The sequence below is a fragment of the Streptomyces sp. NPDC127117 genome, from assembly GCF_042677325.1.
Classification (GTDB): Bacteria; Actinomycetota; Actinomycetes; order Streptomycetales; family Streptomycetaceae; genus Streptomyces.
The window spans coordinates 6,049-22,770 of record NZ_JBHXTM010000093.1; the positions used below are offsets into that span (position 1 = coordinate 6,049).

At 73.1% G+C, this 16,722-nt stretch carries 17 protein-coding genes; 7 read left to right on the plus strand and 10 right to left on the minus strand.

All coding sequences use genetic code 11. The annotated features are described in order from the left end of the window. Positions 1-138 precede the first annotated feature (138 nt). Together ACFVH0_RS38935 and ACFVH0_RS38940 are read right to left on the minus strand one after the other, a co-directional pair. Complete coding sequence (locus ACFVH0_RS38935; protein ID WP_024488613.1) at positions 139-801, minus strand: response regulator transcription factor; 663 nt, start codon at positions 799-801, stop codon at positions 139-141. Between the two features lie 255 nt (positions 802-1,056). After that, on the minus strand, positions 1,057-1,716 hold the full coding sequence (locus tag ACFVH0_RS38940) for a DUF3000 domain-containing protein (RefSeq protein WP_385828160.1): 660 nt from the start codon (positions 1,714-1,716) through the stop codon (positions 1,057-1,059). Positions 1,717-1,842: 126 nt separating this feature from the next. Here ACFVH0_RS38940 and hemE point away from each other — a divergent pair, with 126 nt between their 5' ends. Then, positions 1,843-2,916 carry a uroporphyrinogen decarboxylase gene (gene hemE / locus ACFVH0_RS38945; RefSeq protein ID WP_385828161.1) on the plus strand — a complete coding sequence of 358 codons (1,074 nt, stop codon included), beginning with the start codon at positions 1,843-1,845 and terminating at the stop codon, positions 2,914-2,916. 25 nt (positions 2,917-2,941) lie between these two features. Here hemE and ACFVH0_RS38950 read toward each other — a convergent pair whose 3' ends face one another. Then, the gene (locus ACFVH0_RS38950) at positions 2,942-4,327 is read right to left on the minus strand and encodes an FAD-dependent oxidoreductase (RefSeq protein WP_385828162.1); all 1,386 of its coding nucleotides are present in this window, start codon (positions 4,325-4,327) and stop codon (positions 2,942-2,944) included. A 37-nt stretch (positions 4,328-4,364) separates the two neighbouring features. Beyond that, positions 4,365-5,276 (minus strand): DUF4349 domain-containing protein, encoded by a 912-nt coding sequence (locus ACFVH0_RS38955; protein ID WP_385828175.1) that lies wholly within the window; start codon positions 5,274-5,276, stop codon positions 4,365-4,367. A gap of 257 nt (positions 5,277-5,533) precedes the next feature. Here ACFVH0_RS38955 and hemG point away from each other — a divergent pair, with 257 nt between their 5' ends. Together hemG and hemQ are read left to right on the plus strand one after the other, a co-directional pair. Beyond that, positions 5,534-7,021 (plus strand): protoporphyrinogen oxidase, encoded by a 1,488-nt coding sequence (hemG, locus tag ACFVH0_RS38960; protein ID WP_385828163.1) that lies wholly within the window; start codon positions 5,534-5,536, stop codon positions 7,019-7,021. Positions 7,022-7,025: 4 nt separating this feature from the next. Then, the gene (gene hemQ / locus ACFVH0_RS38965) at positions 7,026-7,754 is read left to right on the plus strand and encodes a hydrogen peroxide-dependent heme synthase (protein WP_385828164.1); all 729 of its coding nucleotides are present in this window, start codon (positions 7,026-7,028) and stop codon (positions 7,752-7,754) included. Positions 7,755-7,933: 179 nt separating this feature from the next. Here the strand turns inward: hemQ and ACFVH0_RS38970 are convergent, their stop codons facing one another. The 4 genes from ACFVH0_RS38970 to ACFVH0_RS38985 form a co-directional block, all read right to left on the minus strand. Continuing rightward, positions 7,934-8,734: a TIGR04222 domain-containing membrane protein gene (locus ACFVH0_RS38970; protein ID WP_385828165.1), complete on the minus strand. Its 801-nt coding sequence runs from the start codon at positions 8,732-8,734 to the stop codon at positions 7,934-7,936. Between the two features lie 97 nt (positions 8,735-8,831). Then, entirely contained in the window at positions 8,832-9,872 is a 1,041-nt protein-coding gene (locus ACFVH0_RS38975) for a TIGR04222 domain-containing membrane protein (RefSeq protein ID WP_385828166.1), read from the minus strand. 5 nt (positions 9,873-9,877) lie between these two features. Further along, positions 9,878-11,176: a DUF692 domain-containing protein gene (locus tag ACFVH0_RS38980; RefSeq protein WP_385828167.1), complete on the minus strand. Its 1,299-nt coding sequence runs from the start codon at positions 11,174-11,176 to the stop codon at positions 9,878-9,880. 106 nt (positions 11,177-11,282) lie between these two features. Beyond that, positions 11,283-12,032, minus strand: a complete 750-nt coding sequence (locus tag ACFVH0_RS38985; RefSeq protein WP_385828168.1) for a peptidyl-tRNA hydrolase — start codon at positions 12,030-12,032, stop codon at positions 11,283-11,285. Between the two features lie 72 nt (positions 12,033-12,104). On the opposite strand from ACFVH0_RS38985, the gene ACFVH0_RS38990 reads away from it, so the two are divergent. The 4 genes from ACFVH0_RS38990 to ACFVH0_RS39005 are packed head-to-tail and all read left to right on the plus strand — an operon-like array spanning position 12,105 to position 14,594. Further along, complete coding sequence (locus ACFVH0_RS38990) at positions 12,105-12,779, plus strand: AIM24 family protein (RefSeq protein ID WP_385828169.1); 675 nt, start codon at positions 12,105-12,107, stop codon at positions 12,777-12,779. A 44-nt stretch (positions 12,780-12,823) separates the two neighbouring features. Then, positions 12,824-13,675, plus strand: coding sequence for an ATP-binding cassette domain-containing protein (locus ACFVH0_RS38995; protein ID WP_385828170.1), 852 nt, complete (start codon positions 12,824-12,826; stop codon positions 13,673-13,675). Next, positions 13,672-14,358 (plus strand): ABC transporter, encoded by a 687-nt coding sequence (locus ACFVH0_RS39000; RefSeq protein WP_385828171.1) that lies wholly within the window; start codon positions 13,672-13,674, stop codon positions 14,356-14,358. The genes ACFVH0_RS38995 and ACFVH0_RS39000 overlap by 4 nt, the downstream gene beginning before the upstream one ends. Positions 14,359-14,369: 11 nt before the next feature. Then, the gene (locus ACFVH0_RS39005) at positions 14,370-14,594 is read left to right on the plus strand and encodes a hypothetical protein (RefSeq protein WP_385828172.1); all 225 of its coding nucleotides are present in this window, start codon (positions 14,370-14,372) and stop codon (positions 14,592-14,594) included. An 18-nt stretch (positions 14,595-14,612) separates the two neighbouring features. Here ACFVH0_RS39005 and ACFVH0_RS39010 read toward each other — a convergent pair whose 3' ends face one another. After that, on the minus strand, positions 14,613-15,470 hold the full coding sequence (locus ACFVH0_RS39010) for a polysaccharide deacetylase family protein (RefSeq protein ID WP_385828173.1): 858 nt from the start codon (positions 15,468-15,470) through the stop codon (positions 14,613-14,615). A 139-nt stretch (positions 15,471-15,609) separates the two neighbouring features. Then, a partial coding sequence (locus ACFVH0_RS39015) for an FAD-dependent oxidoreductase (protein WP_385828174.1) occupies positions 15,610-16,722 on the minus strand: 1,113 nt, incomplete at its 5' end.

Sequence of the window (16,722 nt, forward strand, 5' to 3'; positions counted from 1 at the left end):
GGGGACAGTGGGGCGGCGTACCGGTTTCAGGGGTAGCTGTGTTGTTCCGCCCCCCTGGGCGGCACCGTCCCCACCACGCGCGCCGATGAATGCAAACCAGCCGGTCCGCGCCTGCGTGGACCCGCCGGGGTGCGGGCGTCAGTGGATGATTCCCGTTCGCAGGGCGACGGCGACCATTCCGGCGCGGTCTCCGGTGCCGAGCTTGCGGGCGATTCGGGCGAGGTGGCTCTTGACGGTCAGTGCGGACAGGCCCATCGAGACGCCGATGGCCTTGTTGGACTGGCCCTCGGCGACCAGCCGGAGGACCTCGACCTCGCGGCCGGACAGTTCGCGGTAGCCGCCCGGGTGGCTCGGGGTGCCGGGGGGCCGGCGGTGCATACGGGCGGCATTGGCGCCGATGGGAGCGACGCCGGGACGGGTGGGGTGGCCGATATTGGTACGTGTGCCGGTGACTACATAGCCCTTCACGCCGCCCGCGAGGGCGTTGCGCACGGCGCCGATGTCATCGGCGGCGGAGAGGGCGAGGCCGTTCGGCCAGCCGGCTGCTCGGGTCTCGGACAACAGGGTCAGCCCGGAACCGTCGGGCAGGTGGACGTCGGCTACGCAGATGTCGCGCGGGTTGCCGACGCGGGGACGAGCCTCCGCGATGGACGACGCCTCGATGACGTCACGTACTCCGAGTGCCCACAGATGGCGGGTGACGGTGGAACGGACGCGCGGGTCGGCCACGACGACCATGGCCGTCGGCTTGTTCGGGCGGTAGGCGACCAGGCTTGCGGGCTGCTCTAGGAGAACGGACACCAGGCCTCCTGGGGAGTGGACGGGACGGGCCGGCTCGGGGATGAAGCCGGGGCGAACCGTGCTTGAAGGGTCATTGACCTCTTCGGCAGCAGACCCGTGCTCCTTTAGGGGAAGATCACGATTTGGTGAGTAACAATTCGGGCAAATCGGACATGCGATCGATTGTACGAAAAGAACGCCGGTAATCGTGCGCGAAATGTGACGCACGGTTACCGGCGAGGGTAGAGTTTCAGCCAGAGAATTCAGAGCAGAAGATCAGGAAACCTGCGGACCGCGCCGCTGCGGAAGCGTCACCACCGCCGCGTCGGTGGGGCCCGACGGCGGCAGGCCGGCGATCTGGCACAGCAGGTCGCCCCACGCCATGAGATGCGCCGCCGTGTCCGGCACCCCGCCCCGGCCCTCCCTCGGCGTCCACGACGCGCGGATCTCGATCTGGGTCGCCGGGCGTCTCGCGCCCAGCGCGCCGAAGTAGTGCGACCCCGCCCGGGTCACCGTGCCGCCCGCCTCCCCGTACGAGAGACCGCGCGCCTCCAGCGCGCCGGTCAGCCAGGACCAGCACACCTCCGGCAGCAGCGGATCGGAGGCCATCTCCGGCTCCAGCTCGGCCCGCACCAGCGTCACCAGACGGAAGGTGCCCTGCCAGGCGTCGTGCCCGGCCGGGTCGTGGAGCAGCACAAGGCGGCCGTCGGCGAGATCGTCCTCGCCGTCGACGACCGCCGCCTCCAGCGCGTACGCGTACGGAGCGAGCCGCTTGGGCGGCTTCGTCGACTCCACCTCCAGCTCGGGGCGGAGCCGCGCGGAGTGCAACGCGTCCACCGCCGACCGGAACGCGGGCGGGACGGAACCACCCTCCTCGCTGTCCTTGCTGTCAGCGCCATCGGTTTGATCGGAGAACTGTCCCTGAGCCGGAGCCATGCGGGGAAGAGTAGGCGGAACCGGCGCTTCGCGCAGGGAGGACACCCGGGCGGGCTCGGCTGCTTGGGGTCTGTCCACGATCGGGGAGTGAGCGAGGCCGTCACGGCTTCGTGCGAAGATTCCGGTGTGAGTGCCAACGACCGCCCCATGGGCCAGCAGACGAAGACCTCCGCCACCCATGAGTCGGCGTTCCTGAAGGCGTGCCGGCGCGAGCCCGTTCCGCATACGCCGGTCTGGTTCATGCGCCAGGCCGGACGTTCGCTGCCGGAGTACCTGAAGGTGCGCGAGGGCATCGGGATGCTCGACTCCTGCATGATGCCGGAGCTGGTCGCCGAGATCACGATGCAGCCCGTCCGCCGCCACAAGGTCGACGCCGCGATCTACTTCAGCGACATCGTCGTCCCCCTCAAGGCCATCGGGATCGACCTCGACATCAAGCCCGGTGTCGGCCCCGTCATCGCCGACCCGATCCGCACCCGCGCCGACCTGGCCCGGCTGCGCGACCTCACGCCCGAGGACGTCGGCTACGTCACCGAGGCCATCGGCCTGCTCACCGCCGAACTGGGCGCCACCCCCCTGATCGGTTTCGCCGGGGCGCCGTTCACCCTCGCCAGCTACCTCGTGGAGGGCGGCCCGTCCCGCAACCACGAGCACACCAAGGCCCTGATGTACGGCGACCCGCAGCTCTGGGCGGATCTGCTGGACCGGCTGGCCGAGATCACCGGAGCCTTCCTCAAGGTGCAGATCGAGGCGGGCGCCTCGGCCGTCCAGCTCTTCGACTCCTGGGTCGGCGCGCTGGCCCCCGCCGACTACCGGCGTTCGGTGCTGCCCGCGTCGGCGAAGGTCTTCGAGGCCGTCGCCCCGTACGGCGTCCCGCGCATCCACTTCGGCGTCGGCACCGGCGAACTCCTCGGCCCGATGGGCGAGGCGGGCGCCGATGTCGTCGGCGTCGACTGGCGCGTCCCGCTGGACGAGGCCGCGCGCCGGGTCGGCCCCGGCAAGGCGCTCCAGGGCAACCTCGACCCCGCCGTGCTGTTCGCCCCGACGGCGACCGTCGAGGAGAAGACCCAGGAAGTGCTCGACGCGGCCGCCGGTCTCGAAGGCCATGTCTTCAACCTGGGCCACGGTGTGATGCCGACGATGGACCCGGACGCGCTGACCCGGCTCGTCGAGTACGTGCACACCAGCACCGAACGCTGACCCCGCGGCACCGGGCACCGCCCACTCAGGCGGTGCCCGCCCGCCGTACCGCGGTCACCGCCTTGCGGGCCGCCACCAGGACCGGATCCCAGACCGGCGAGAACGGCGGGGCGTAACCCAGGTCCAGGGCGGTCATCTGCTCCACCGTCATCCCGGCCGTGAGCGCCACCGCCGCGATGTCCACCCGCTTGGCCGCCCCGTCCCGGCCCACGATCTGCACCCCGAGCAGCCGGCCCGTACGGTACTCCGCGAGCATCTTCACCGTCATCGGCCGCGCCCCCGGGTAGTAGCCCGCCCGGCCCGTCGACTCGATCGTCGCCGTGACGTACCGCAGACCCACCGCGCGGGCGTCCTTCTCGCGCAGACCGGTACGGGCGATCTCCAGGTCGCACACCTTGCTGACCGCCGTGCCGACCACTCCCGGGAACGTCCCGTAACCGCCGCCGACATTGGACCCGATGATCTGGCCGTGCTTGTTGGCGTGGGTGCCCAGCGCGATGTGACGGGTGCGGCCCGCCACCAGGTCGAGGACCTCCACGCAGTCACCGCCCGCCCAGATGTTGTCGTGCCCGACGACCCGCATCGAAAGATCGGTCAACAGCCCGCCGTGCGGGCCGAGCGGCAGTCCGACGGCGCGGGCCAGCGTCGTCTCCGGCTCCACGCCGATCCCGAGCACCACCACGTCCGCCGGGTAGGAGGCGTCGCCCGTGGCGACCGCGCGGACCCGGCCGTCCGAACCGGTGCGGATCGCGGTGACCTCGGCCCGGTTGACCGTGGTGATGCCCAGGCCGTCCATCGCGTCGTGGACCAGCCGCCCCATGTCGGGGTCGAGCGTCGCCATCGGCTGCTCGCCGCGGTTGAGCACGGTCACCTCGAAGCCGTGCTTCAGCATGGCCTCCGCCATCTCCACGCCGATGTATCCCGCCCCGACGACGACCGCCCGCCTGCTGCCCGGCACCCGGTCCAGGGACTCCAGCAGCGCCTGGCCGTCGTCCAGGGTCTGCACCCCGTGCACCCCGGGCGCGTCCATGCCGGGCAGCGCCGGACGCACCGGCCGGGCACCCGTAGCGATCACCAGCTTGTCGAAGCCCGTCCAGTACGACTCGCCGGAGCCCAGGTCCATCGCCCGCACCCGCTGCCCGGCGACATCGATCTCCGTGACCTCGGTACGCATCCTGAGGTCGATGCCGCGGGCCCGGTGCTCCTCGGGGGTACGCGCGATGAGGTGGTCCCGCTCCGCGACGTCGCCGCCGACCCAGTACGGGATGCCGCAGGCGGAGTACGAGGTGAAATTGCCCCGCTCGAACGCGACGATGCTCAGCTCGTCGGGGCCCTTGAGCCTGCGGGCCTGGGACGCGGCGGACATGCCCGCCGCGTCACCACCGATGACCACCAGTCGCTCCGCCGTCATGCCTGGTCCCTTCGACACCGAGTCCGAAGGGACCACGCTACGACGCCGGGGGAGCGGGCGAGGACCCGCCCGGCCCGGGCGTCCGCCGCGCACGGCGTCCGGGCAGCCGGCGGCGCAGCAGCCGCCACAGCAGCAGGAGCACGGCAGCCGCGGCCAGGAACGGGGCCGCGGCGCCCACCGCCATCGCCAGCCACAGCAGCACCGTCACGAACGCGTGCCAGCCGCCGCCGAGCGCGTCCAGGAAACCGGGGTCGTCCTCGACCTCCTTCGCCGCCGCCTCCGGCTCGGTGAGTTCGAGGGTGATCGTGGCGAGCGTGGTGCGGTCCTTCAGCGACGCCTGCTGGGCGAGCAGCGACTCCAGGGACGCCTGACGGCTGCTCAGCTCGCCCTCCAGCGTGACCACGTCGCTGAGTTTCCGGGCCTGGTCCATCAGCTTCCGTACCCGCGCCACACTCGCCCGCTGGGTGGCGATCCGGCTCTCCACGTCGACCACCTGGTCGGTGACGTCCTTCGCCGACGAGGTGCGCGACAGCAGCTTTCCGGTGCCCGCGAGCCGCTTCAGCACCGCTTCGTACTCGCCCTGCGGAACGCGCAGTACGAGACGTGACATGTCATGTGTGTCGTCGACCCGCTCGGTCTTCTCGTCGGCCACCAGGCCGCCCGAACCCTCCGCGGCCGAACGGGCGACCGCGGCCGCCTTCGGCACGTTCCGCACCTCCACCGAGAGCGAGGCGGTACGGATGACATGAGTGCCGGAGGGCAGCGCGTCGGACTTCTTCCGCAGCGAGGCCGAACCGCCCGCCGCCTGCGAGCCCTGCGCGGGCTTCCCGGCCGCCGCGTCGGCGGCGCCCCGTTCCTCGGCGCCGAACGCCCGCTTGCTGTCGCCGGAACTCGCGTCGCTCGCGCTGTCCGGGGCGCCGCAGCCGCTCAGCGCCAGCAGACCGGCCATCAGACCGGCCGCCAGCACCAGGCGCGGACGACGACGGACGGACGGCCGGCCGGGACACCCGCCCGTCCGCGTGACTTCTGGCCGTGTGTCTTCTCTTCGCATGGCTTTCGGCCGCATGACTTCGGTCCGCATGACTGCCCCCCAAGGCGGGTCGCTGATGGTGCCGGTTCGACGTGCCGGACCGGGCGCGGGTTGCCGAATGCCGGTTTCGAAGCAGTCACGTTCAGGACTCGGACCGGGTTTGAGAGAGTGGGGGCATGCAGCGTTCAATAAACCGCGCGGACCCGGCCACCGGACACGTCGTCGTCATCGGCGGTGGCATCGCCGGTCTCGCCGCCGCCCACCGGCTCCTCGGGACCGGCCTGCGGGTCACCCTGCTGGAGGCCACCGAGCGGCTCGGCGGCAAGCTCATGACCGGCGAGATCGCCGGCACCCAGGTCGATCTCGGCGCCGAGTCGATGCTCGCCCGGCGCCCCGAGGGCGTCGGGCTGGCACACGCCGTCGGGCTCGGCGACCGGCTCCAGCCGCCCGCCACGGCCACCGCGTCGGTCTGGACGCGCGACGCCCTGCGCCCCATGCCCAAGGGCCATGTGATGGGCGTACCGGGCGACCCGGCGGCGCTCGGCGCACTGCTCAGCCCCGAGGGCCTCGCCCGCATCGCGCAGGAGCGCGACCTCACCCCGACCCCCGTCGGTGACGACGTCGCCGTCGGCGCGTACGTGGCCGACCGCCTCGGCCGCGAGGTCGTCGACCGGCTCGTGGAACCGCTGCTCGGCGGTGTGTACGCGGGCGACGCCTACCGGATCTCGATGCGCGCCGCCGTACCGCAGCTCTTCGAGGCGGCCCGGGAGGGCGGCTCGCTGCTCGACGGCGTCCGCCGCATCCAGGAACGGGCCGCGGCCCGGCAGCAGACCGGACCGGTCTTCCAGGGCCTGGACGGCGGCATCGGCACCCTGCCCCGGGCAGTGGCCGACGCCGTGCGCGCGGGCGGCGGGGAGATCCTCACCGCCACCCCCGTCCTCGGCCTGACCCGTACCGCCGAGGGCTGGGACGTCCGCACGGACACCCGGGTCATCAACGCCGACGGCATCGTGCTCGCCGCCCCCGCCTGGTCCGCCTCCACGCTGCTCGCGGCCGAGTCCCCGGCGGCCTCCGCCGAGCTCGCCGGTGTCGAGTACGCGTCGATGGCGCTCGTCACCATGGCCTTCCGCCGCTCCGACATCGCCGCCACCTCCGCGCTGGACGGCCGCTCCGGCTTCCTCGTCCCCCCGGTCGACGGCCGCACCATCAAGGCGTCCACGTTCTCCTCCCACAAGTGGAACTGGGTCGCCGAATCCGCCCCGGACCTCTTCGTCCTGCGGACCTCCGTCGGCCGCTACGGCGAGGAGGACCACATCCACCGCGAGGACGGCGAACTGGTCGACGTCTCGCTGCGCGACCTCGCCGAGGCGACCGGCCTGGCCGCGAAGCCGGTGGACACCGAGGTCACCCGGTGGATCGGCGGACTGCCCCAGTACCCCGTGGGCCATCTGTCACGGGTCGCCCGGATACGCGACGAGGTCGCCAAGCTGCCCGCGCTGCGGGTCTGCGGAGCGGTCTACGACGGCGTCGGCATCCCGGCGTGCATCGCCAGTGCCCACCGCGCCGCGGACGAGATCGCGGCCGACATCACCGGCGGATCCGGGGAAGAGATCATCGCCACGTCGACCCTGGTTAAGGGCACACGGAGCGAGGCGGGACAATAGCCGTATGAGTGCGCCTGAGACTGTGAAATCAAGCAAGGGCCCCAACGCGGGTAAGAAGGCCAAGGACCTCAACGAGGTCATCCGCTACACGCTGTGGTCCGTCTTCAAGCTGCGCGACGTCCTGCCCGCGGACCGGGCCGGCTACGCCGACGAGGTCCAGGAGCTGTTCGACCAGCTCGCGGCCAAGGACATCACCGTCCGCGGCACCTACGACGTCTCCGGCCTGCGGGCCGACGCCGACGTCATGATCTGGTGGCACGCCGAGACGGCGGACGAGCTCCAGGGGGCGTACAACCTCTTCCGGCGCACCAAGCTGGGCCTGGCGCTGGAGCCGGTCTGGTCGAACATGGCGCTGCACCGCCCCGCCGAGTTCAACAAGTCCCACATCCCGGCGTTCCTGGCCGACGAGACGCCGCGCAACTACATCAGCGTGTACCCCTTCGTGCGCTCCTACGACTGGTACCTGCTGCCCGACGAGGACCGCCGCCGCATGCTCGCGGACCACGGCAAGATGGCGCGCGGCTACCCCGACGTCCGGGCCAACACCGTCGCCTCCTTCTCGCTCGGCGACTACGAGTGGGTCCTCGCCTTCGAGGCCGACGAGCTCTACCGCATCGTCGACCTGATGCGTCACCTGCGGGCCTCCGAGGCGCGGATGCACGTCCGCGAAGAGGTCCCGTTCTACACGGGGCGCAGGAAGTCGGTTGCAGACCTGGTGGCCGGGCTCGCGTAGCGAGCGGGCTCCGACCACCCCAACCCGGAAGATCAGACGGCGGGCACCGGCGCGTCTCGCGCCGTCCGTCGTTCCAGCGACACCGGGTTCGGCTCCGGGTGCGGCGCGCGTCCAGCGCGCCGCACCGGCGTCTTTTCTGAACACCTCATCGACGCACCACTGCGCGAAGCACCGGCGGGCTACCCGGGCGGACCGCCCGGACCGCCGCCGAGCGCGGCCCGCAGCACCGGATCGTCCACGGCACGCACCCCGCGTACCGCGATCGCCGCCAGCACGTCCTGGTGCGCCCCGGCGCCCGGCACATCGTTCTCGGCGAGCAGCCGCTGACCGGCCGGCGACGCCCACGAGCTGTACGGGTGGATCTCCATCCGGGCTATGGCCAGACAGCCGGCGGTCAGCGCGAGCGGCAGCCCGAACCACACCAGCAGCGACATCACCGGCCCGCCGGGGCCGTGCTCCTGACCGGGCATCAGCAGCGTGACCGCCCCCATCGCGACCACCAGCGCAGCAGCGCCGCGCACCGCGCGCACCGCGGCCGCGACATCGCTGCCGGCGCCGCCGGGCAGCGCCAGACCCGCGGCGACCAGCCGGTCGGCCAGAGCACGTACCGCGTCGGCGCCGGCCGCGGCCGTCCGTACCGGCGGTATCGGGGACTGGCCCTGCGGCCCTATCGCACGGATCACCGTGCGCTCCATCTCGTCGTGGCCCTCCGGGTCGACGACCGTCGCCCAGCCGGTGTGCGCGAGCAGCAGCCGTCGGCGCAGATGCATCCCGGCCAGCGCCAGATCGACCACCCGATGGGGACCACCGGCCAGGAACGCGGTCTCGTACAGGGTCAGTTCATGGCCGGAGCCGATGCTCCCCACGTCATCGGCGGACGCGCCGGACAGCAGCCCCGTGCGCACCGAGACGAGGCAGAGCCGGACACACGAGACGGTTGCCGCACCCCATGCGACCAGCAGAAACAGAATCCAGAGCATGGCGGATTCCTATGCGGGCCGGGCGTGGAAAGCCATGGCCTGTTCATCATGTGGACGGTTCGGCGGCGCCGGCCGGTGCCCGGGACGCCGCCGCGGCTCAGGAACCCCCGCCACAACTCGACCCGCCACCACAACTGGAGCCGCCGCCGGAGCAGCTGGAACCACTGCTGCCACCGCAGCCGGAACCGCTCGATCCGCCGCAGCCGGACCCCGAGCCGCAACTCGTCCCGGAACTGCACCCGCCACCGCCGCCCGCGCCGCTGCCCCCGTCGCCGGAACTCCCGCAACTGCCATGACCGGGACTCGTACCGGCACACCACACCACCGGCGCGAGCAGCAGGGCGGAGGCGCCCGTGGACGCCGTCGCCGCCGTGCGCGCCCGCCGCCCGTGCGGCTGCATCCGGGCCGCCGCGATCAGCTGCGCCCGGAGCTCGGGATCGGGGAGCGCCCGCAGCCCGAGCGTGGCCACCAGATGGGCCGGGTCCGGGTGGTGCGCCCGGGCGGCGCGGTAGGCCTCGGCGGCCCGGCGCCCCGGCCTGGTGACGCGACCCCGGGCGACCCCGGCGCAGATGAAGCCGGTGAGGAGACCGAGGATCAGGACCGGGAGCACCTTGAGGACGAACGGCACGGAGGAGTCCGGGGACAGTTCGTCGGACAGGGCCTGCGCGGCGGTCGTCACGACGGTCAGCGGGACGGCCAGTACGCAGACCAGCCCCTGGACGAGGCCCCAGCGGCGCCACGTCCGGCTCGCGGTGGGCGCGGCCAGCAGACCGCGGGCCGCGAGCCCGTCGCCGACCTCCTGCACCGCGGGGTGCCGCATCACCGCCTCGCGCAGGGAGTGCAGCGCCCCGCTGGGAGCCGTGGCGTGCTCCTGGAGCACCGCGCGCTCCACCGGGTCATGGGCGTCGGCCCGCTGGACGGCGACGATCCCGGGGCCGCCGACGGCGAGCCGGCCGTCCGCCTGCATCGCGGTGAGCGCGGTGTCCACGACCCTGCCCGGACCGCCGTTGAGGAAGGCGACTTCGTGGAGGTCGTGGACGGCGCCGCCGGGGCCGCCACGGGCCCGCGCGAGCCCCGCGATCAGGAGCACGGAGGAGACCACGACCCCGAGGTCCACGAGCAGTGCGACGGTGTTCATGCCGGTCACCTTCCGATCAGGGCCGCGCGGGCGGCTCGTACCAGCCGGGTGGTGCGGCGTGGTGGGTGCGCGCCGGCCCGGTCCTGCCACCAGTGGGTCAGCCGGCGCCGGGCCGCGGCGTCGGCGGGCCGGCCCGCGACCAGCAGCTGCTCGGCGAAGTCCATCGCGTCGCGCCGGTATCCGCCGGACATGGGGCGGGTCGCGGCGTACGAGAGAAAGGCGTCCCGGTAGCCGGTGCCCAGGATCTCCGGCAGTTCGGGTGCCACCTTGGCGACGACCCCGGCCCGCTTGGCGGCCAGGGCACGGCTCTGGACCCCGAGGCGCTCCCGGTCGAAGCCCTGCGGGGCGGGGCCGCCGGCGACGAGCGCACCGAGCAGCGCGGTCTGGGCCTCCGCGAGCCGGTCGCGCGTGGCGTCGGGGGGCGTGGACGCTGCGGCCCGCGCGGACGGGCGGACGCGAGGGGCGGGCCGCTTCGCGTCCTCCGCCGCCCCGTTCAAGGTCGCGCGGATCATGTCCAGTTCGCCCGCGAGCTCCGCGGCCGGCGGGAAGTCGTCGTCGCGCTCCAGCAGGACCCCGGGCGGGTCGACCCGGGAGCGGAGCTCGGCCAGGACATCGAGGACCGGCCCGGTGACCGGGTGGGCGTGGGTGTCGTGCCACACGCCGTCCTTCTCGACGCCTCCCGCCACATGCACGTACGCGATGGCCTCCACCGGCAGCTCGTCGAGCGCGGTGGCCGGGGCCTCGCCCAGGTTGACGTGGTTGGTGTGCAGATTGGCCACGTCGATCAGCAGCCGGACCCCGGTGCGCTCGACCAGCTCCGCCAGGAACTGCCCCTCGGTCAGCTCCTCGCCGGGCCAGGAGACCAGCGCCGCGATGTTCTCCAGGGCCAGCGGCACCGGCAGCGAGTCCTGCGCGACGCGTACGTTCTCGCAGAGCACGTCCAGCGCGTCCCGGGTCCTCGGGACGGGCAGCAGATGGCCCGCCTCCAGCACCGGCGAGGAGACGCGCGGCCCCCCGGCCCGTACGAACGCGATGTGCTCGGTCACCAGCGGCGCGGAGAGCAGTTCGGCGCGCGCCGCGAGGTCCGCGAGCCGGCCCCGGTCGGGGCGGTCGGCGCCGCCGAGGCCCAGCGAGACGCCGTGCGGCACGACCGTGACACCGCGCTCCCTGAGCCGTACCAGCGAATCGGGCAGATGACCGGTGCAGATGTTCTCCGCGACCGCCTCCACCCAGTCGATCCCGGGCAGCGCCTCGACGGCGTCCGCGATCTCCGGCCGCCAGCCGATCCCGATTCCCAGCTTCATGCCGTCCCCCTCCTGCGCTCCGTGCAGGGCTCATGGCCCCTCGGGGCGGTGGTGAATCCGAACAGGGGGACGTTCAGAGCTTGATTTGAGGTTCCCGCTCCGGCGCTCAGCCTCGTCGCAGTGCCGGGTGGTCGGCGACCACCGTGCACGACCCGGGCGCGATCTCGGTGAACCCGGCGTCCCGCACCACCGGAAGCCCGCTCACCGTGAGCTCCCGCCAGCTCCCCGCCTCCGCGGTGGCGACGGAGAGCGGGAAGCCCGCCTCGCGCCACGCCTTGCGTTCCGTGTCCGACAGCTCCCACCAGGCGAGCTGCGCACCGTGCCCGGCCTGCGCCATGGCCTTGCCGGCCGACATGTCCAGCTCCGGGTTGAGCCACAGCACCGGACCCGAGCGATCGGGCGCGGCCGGCGGCTCCGGGTCGTCCAGATCCGTCCCCGACACCTGGAGCTTCGCCAGCTCCTTCGGCCAGCCGTCCAGCGGCACCGGCGGGAAGACCCGCACCTCGGCGCTCTCACCGGTGACCGTGATGCCCGGCAGCGCCGACGCCTTGCGCCACTCCGCGCCGCGCGCCCGCCGCACCACCTTGCGGATCCGGGCGTCCTGCCAGTCCCGCATCGCCCGCGCCCACTCGCCCTCGCCGGCCGAGCGCTCGTCGGAGAGCATCACGAGCACCGCGCGGGCCGCAGTCCGCAACGCGTCGGTACGGGCCGGGGGATCGGTCTTCTCGATGTGCACGACCAACGGCAGTACGTACTGCGGCGCCTCGTCGCGGCTCGTCGGCTCCGGCCTGAACGGGCTGTCCGCCGCGGGCGAGTGGGGCGTGGACGGGGACGCGGGAATGTCATTGCTGCTCACCCGGTCCAGTCTGCCAGCCGCCCGACCCGGGTTTCTTGGCGGAACGGACCGCTCCGGGTGAGGATGCACCGCATGAAGAGCGATCTCTTTTCCAGCGAGAACCTGGCACAGCAGGCGACGGTCCCCGGGATGACCCTGCAGAACGCCAAATCCATCAAATACGCCGTCAACGGCGAGATGCACGCCCGCCAGGGAGCGATGATCGCCTTCCGCGGTGATCTGCAGTTCGAGCGCAAGGGCCAGGGCATAGGCGGCATGCTGAAGCGCGCCGTCACCGGCGAGGGACTGCCGCTGATGGCCGTCCGGGGCCAGGGCGAGGCATGGTTCGCGCACGAGGCCGCCAACTGCTTCATCGTGGAGATGGAGCACGGCGACGTCCTCACGATCAACGGCCGCAACGTGCTCTGCTTCGACCCCACGATCTCCTACGAGATCAAGACCGTGAAGGGCGCCGGGATGACCGGCGGCGGGCTCTTCAACAGCGTCTTCACCGGCTACGGCAAGCTCGGCCTGATGTGTGAGGGCCACCCCATCGTGATTCCCGTCACGCCGCAGCAGCCGGTCTGTGTCGACACGGACGCGGTGGTCGGCTGGAGCGCCAACCTGACCACGTCGCTGCACCGTTCGCAGAGCGTCGGCTCGATGATCCGCGGCGGATCCGGCGAGGCCGTCCAACTGCGGCTGGACGGCGAGGGATTCGTGATCGTACGGCCCAGCGAGGCCAAGCCCGAGAAGACGGCCAACTGAGGCTGAACGGGGTCGGCCGCCGATACGGCATCGGCGGTCCATGGGTGCTGCGCGGGGTCGACCTCGACCTGCCCGCGCACACCCTGACACGGATCGAGGGGGCCAACGGCACCGGCAAGTCGACCCTGCTGCGGCTGCTCGCCGGGATCGACGCCCCGACGGAGGGCCGGATCACCGGCCGCGGGGCACGCACCGCCTACGTCCCCGAGCGCTTCCCGGCCGCGCTGCCGTTCACCGCGGCCGGGTACCTCGTCCACCTCGGCCGTATCCACGGCCTGCGGACCTCCGAGGCGGCGGATCGCGCCCGGTCCTGGCTCACCCGCTTCGGGGCCGCCGGCCACGCCCGTACACCGCTGCCGGAACTCTCCAAGGGCACCAGCCAGAAGGTCGCCGTCGCCCAGGCGTTCCTCGCCGAGCCGGAGCTGCTGATCCTGGACGAGGCCTGGACCGGGCTCGACACGGCGGCCCGCGACGAGCTGGACCGGGCGGTGGCCGAACGGGTCGCGGCCGGCGCCACCGTCGTCTTCGTCGACCACGACCCGCGCAGGCTCGCCGGTTCGGTCGACGCCGTGTTCCGGATCGAGGGCAACGCTCTCCTCGCCGCCCCCGGGGCCGACGCCACCGGGACCGGCCCGCGGGTACGGATCGAGGCGGCGGGCCCGCCCGGCGCCGCGCTCCCCGCCGGGCTGCCGGGCGCCGCGGAGCACACCCCCGCGCCCGACGGGGGCGTACGGCTCACCGTCGCGGCCACACACTCCGACGCGCTGCTGCGGACCCTGCTCACCGCCCACCCGCCCTGGCACATCCGGCAAGTGGCCGCCGCACCCGTCGAGGGCCCCGGTGCGCACCGGGCCGCCACGGACCCGTGCGACCGCCCGGCCCCCGAGGCACCATGACCGCACTCCTGCGCTACCAGACCGCCCTGCTGGTCCGCTCCCAGCGCTGGCTCGCCCCGGTCCTGCTGTACGCGGCCTTCGTCGCCATCGGCGTGCAGTGGGGACAGCCCGTCCTCGACTCGCTCGGCTACGCCGCCGCCGGGCTCCTGCCCGTCACCGCCTGGCTCGTACAGCTCTGTGTCAACCAGGAGCCGTCCGCCGCCCGCACCGTCACCGCCGCGGCGGCGGGACCGGCGAGGGCGCATCTGGCGGCGCTGCTCGCCGCGCTCGGCTGCGCCGGGCTGCTGGGCGTGGCCGCCACCCTGCTCGTGCTGCTGATCAGCAGACCGGCCAGTGCCGACAACGCGGTCCGGGTGCCGCTGCTGCCCGCCGGGGTCGCGGGGCTGCTCGCCGCCGCCTGCTGTGTGCTGCTGGGGGCGGCGATCGGCGCGCTCTGCACCCGGCCGCTGCTGCACCGGCGCGGCTGGTCCGTCGCCGCCACGGTGCTCCTCGCGCTGCCGGCCCTGGTGACCGGCGGCTCGCCCGCGAACACCGCCGTGACCGGTCTGGTCACCGGATCGCGGACGGGCACGGTGCACCTGCCCGTACTGCCGCTCGTCGCCGCCACCGCCCTCGCCGTCGCGGCGGCCGCGCTCGTCTGCAAGGCGGCTTCCCTGGGCCGGCTCTCGCACGGCGCTGAGTAGGCTCGTACAACATGGACGAGCACATGGACCGAGGCCGCGAGGGCGGGGCGGAGGCGTACTGCGCCGCACCCGCCGCGAACACCGCACCCACCGGGACGGAGACCGCCGAGGGGCCCCCGTACGCCGAGTGCGTGCTCTGCCGGAAGCCGACCGAGTACCCGGAGTCGGTGAAGGGCATCACCCTCTGCCCGGTCTGCGAATGGCAGGAGGCCCAGCGCACGGCGTGCTCCGGCTGACAGGGCACGGGGTCGCGGTCAGCGCTGTGTCGCCCGGATCAGGTCGGAGACCTTCACAAAGCGGTACCCGCGCTCGCGCAGCTCCGGGACGATCCGCTCGACCGCCTCGTCGGTGACCGGCGCCGCGCTGCGGGTGCAGTGCATGACGACCAGCGAGCCGGGCTTCACCCCTTCCAGCACCTGCTCGGCCACCGCGTCGGGGTCCGTCGCGAAGGCGTCGCCGCTGATGACGTCCCACTGGACCGCCGTCACCTTCTCGGGCGCGAGCGCGCGCAGCGAGGCATCGTCGTAGCAGCCGCCGGGGAAGCGGAAGTACGGCACCGTATTGCGCACTCCGGCCTTCCGGAACGAGGCGAAGGCCCGCGCCGTATCGGCGCGCATCCCGTCCTTCGCCACGGCCGGCAGTCCGTAGCAGGGCGACTTGAAGGCGTAGTGGCTGTACGAGTGGTTGCCGACCTCGAAGAGCGGATCGGCGCCGATGGACCTGGCCTGCGCCGGGTACTCATCGGCCCACCGCCCCGTCATGAACACCGTCGCGGGCACGTCCAGCCGGCGCAGCAGACCGATGAGTCCGGGATTGTCGAAACGCTCGCCGGCCGCCGCGCGCGGGCCCTCGTCGGCTGTCATGTCGGCGTCGAAGGTCAGCGCCACCACCTTCTCGCCGGCCCTCGTCCCGCGCTCGAAGACAGGTGTCCGCGCGCCGGGGCCCGGAGCCAGCGTGGGCGGCGCCGCCGAGGCCGCGTGCGACGGGGCGTGGGCCGCGACGGGTGTACGCCCGGTGGCCGGGGGGCCGTCGGGGCCCCCACAGCCGGCGAGGCTGCCGAGCACCACACCGAGAACGGTCAGAGCCGTCGATTTCCGCACAGAATGAGTCACCAGCGGAAAGTATCGGTTTATCTGACCAGTGGGTGGATATGGGGCTTCGCTCCGTCGGAGTCGCGCCCGGATTCACCCGGGCCGTCGAGCAGACGGGGCGGATCGGCCCACCCGGCCGATCCGCCCCGCAGAACCGCGTCTACGCGTAGGCGCGGACGGCGACGACGTGGGCCGACGGGGCCCCGTTGGTCGCCTCGACGACGATCCTCAGCGCCGTCGTCGTGACCGGCTCGTCCAGGGTGTGCACCTGGCGGCGCCGCCGGTTGTCCGTCGTACGGGAGACGGTCCGCCAGGTTCCGTCCGCGTCGCGCGCCTCGACGCGGTAGTCCCGCAGGAGGGTGGGCAGCGTGTCGAACGGGGTCCGGTGGTGATGCAGGTTGATCAGGTCCTCGTTGACGTCGTCGTCGGCGAGCACGTCGATCCGGCTCAGGGTCACCGGCTGCGGCCAGGCCAGCTCCAGCCAGGCCCCGACACCGTCCCGGAGCGGCTCGGAGACCCACATGTGCGGACCGGCGTACGGGCGGGCGTAGCCGTCCACGGCCTTGGCGGGGGCGTACGCGGCGGTCTCGCCCGCGCGGAAGCAGAAGGCGCGGCGCAGCAGGCCGTCGTCGGTCCACTCGCGCAGCGGCTGCGGCGACTCCTGCTCCGGGCGCAGCGGAACGTGGGTGAAGCCGAGGACACCCGGAGCCGGCCCGTCGGTGCGGTACAGGGCGAGGTCCTCGTTCGCCCGTACGCGGACGAAGGCGTTGCGGGCGCTCCCGGGCGACCAGCGGAGCCCCGTCCCGACCCACTGCTTCGACCCGGCGGTGACCGGGACGGTGACGGAGTCGACGAGGCGGCGCGGGACGTAGTTCTGCCCGAGTTCCGGGTCGTGCAGCTCGACGACGAGTTCGGTGTCCCGCTCGGCGTCGACGAGCAGTTCGAGGCCGGTCAGCTCGGGGTCGACGGGCAGCACCAGACCGGCGTCGGCGGTCAGCGGCACACGCTCCAGCACTGCCTCGGCGCCGAGGTCCGTCAGGCTGGACGAGGCCCTGACGGTGGCGCTCAGGGCCAGGTCGTCCGGGTCGCTCGACGCCAGACCGACGACGGAGGCGTCCTCCCGCAGCAGGGTGCGCTGCAGCGCGGGCACGTCGAGCGCGCGCGGGGTGACGCCCCCCGCGGCGCAGAGCGCGGCGGCGGTGCCGGCCGCCTGGCCGACGGTGGCGCAGGTCGCCATGACGCGGGTCGAGCCGAAGGCGACGTGGCTGGCGGA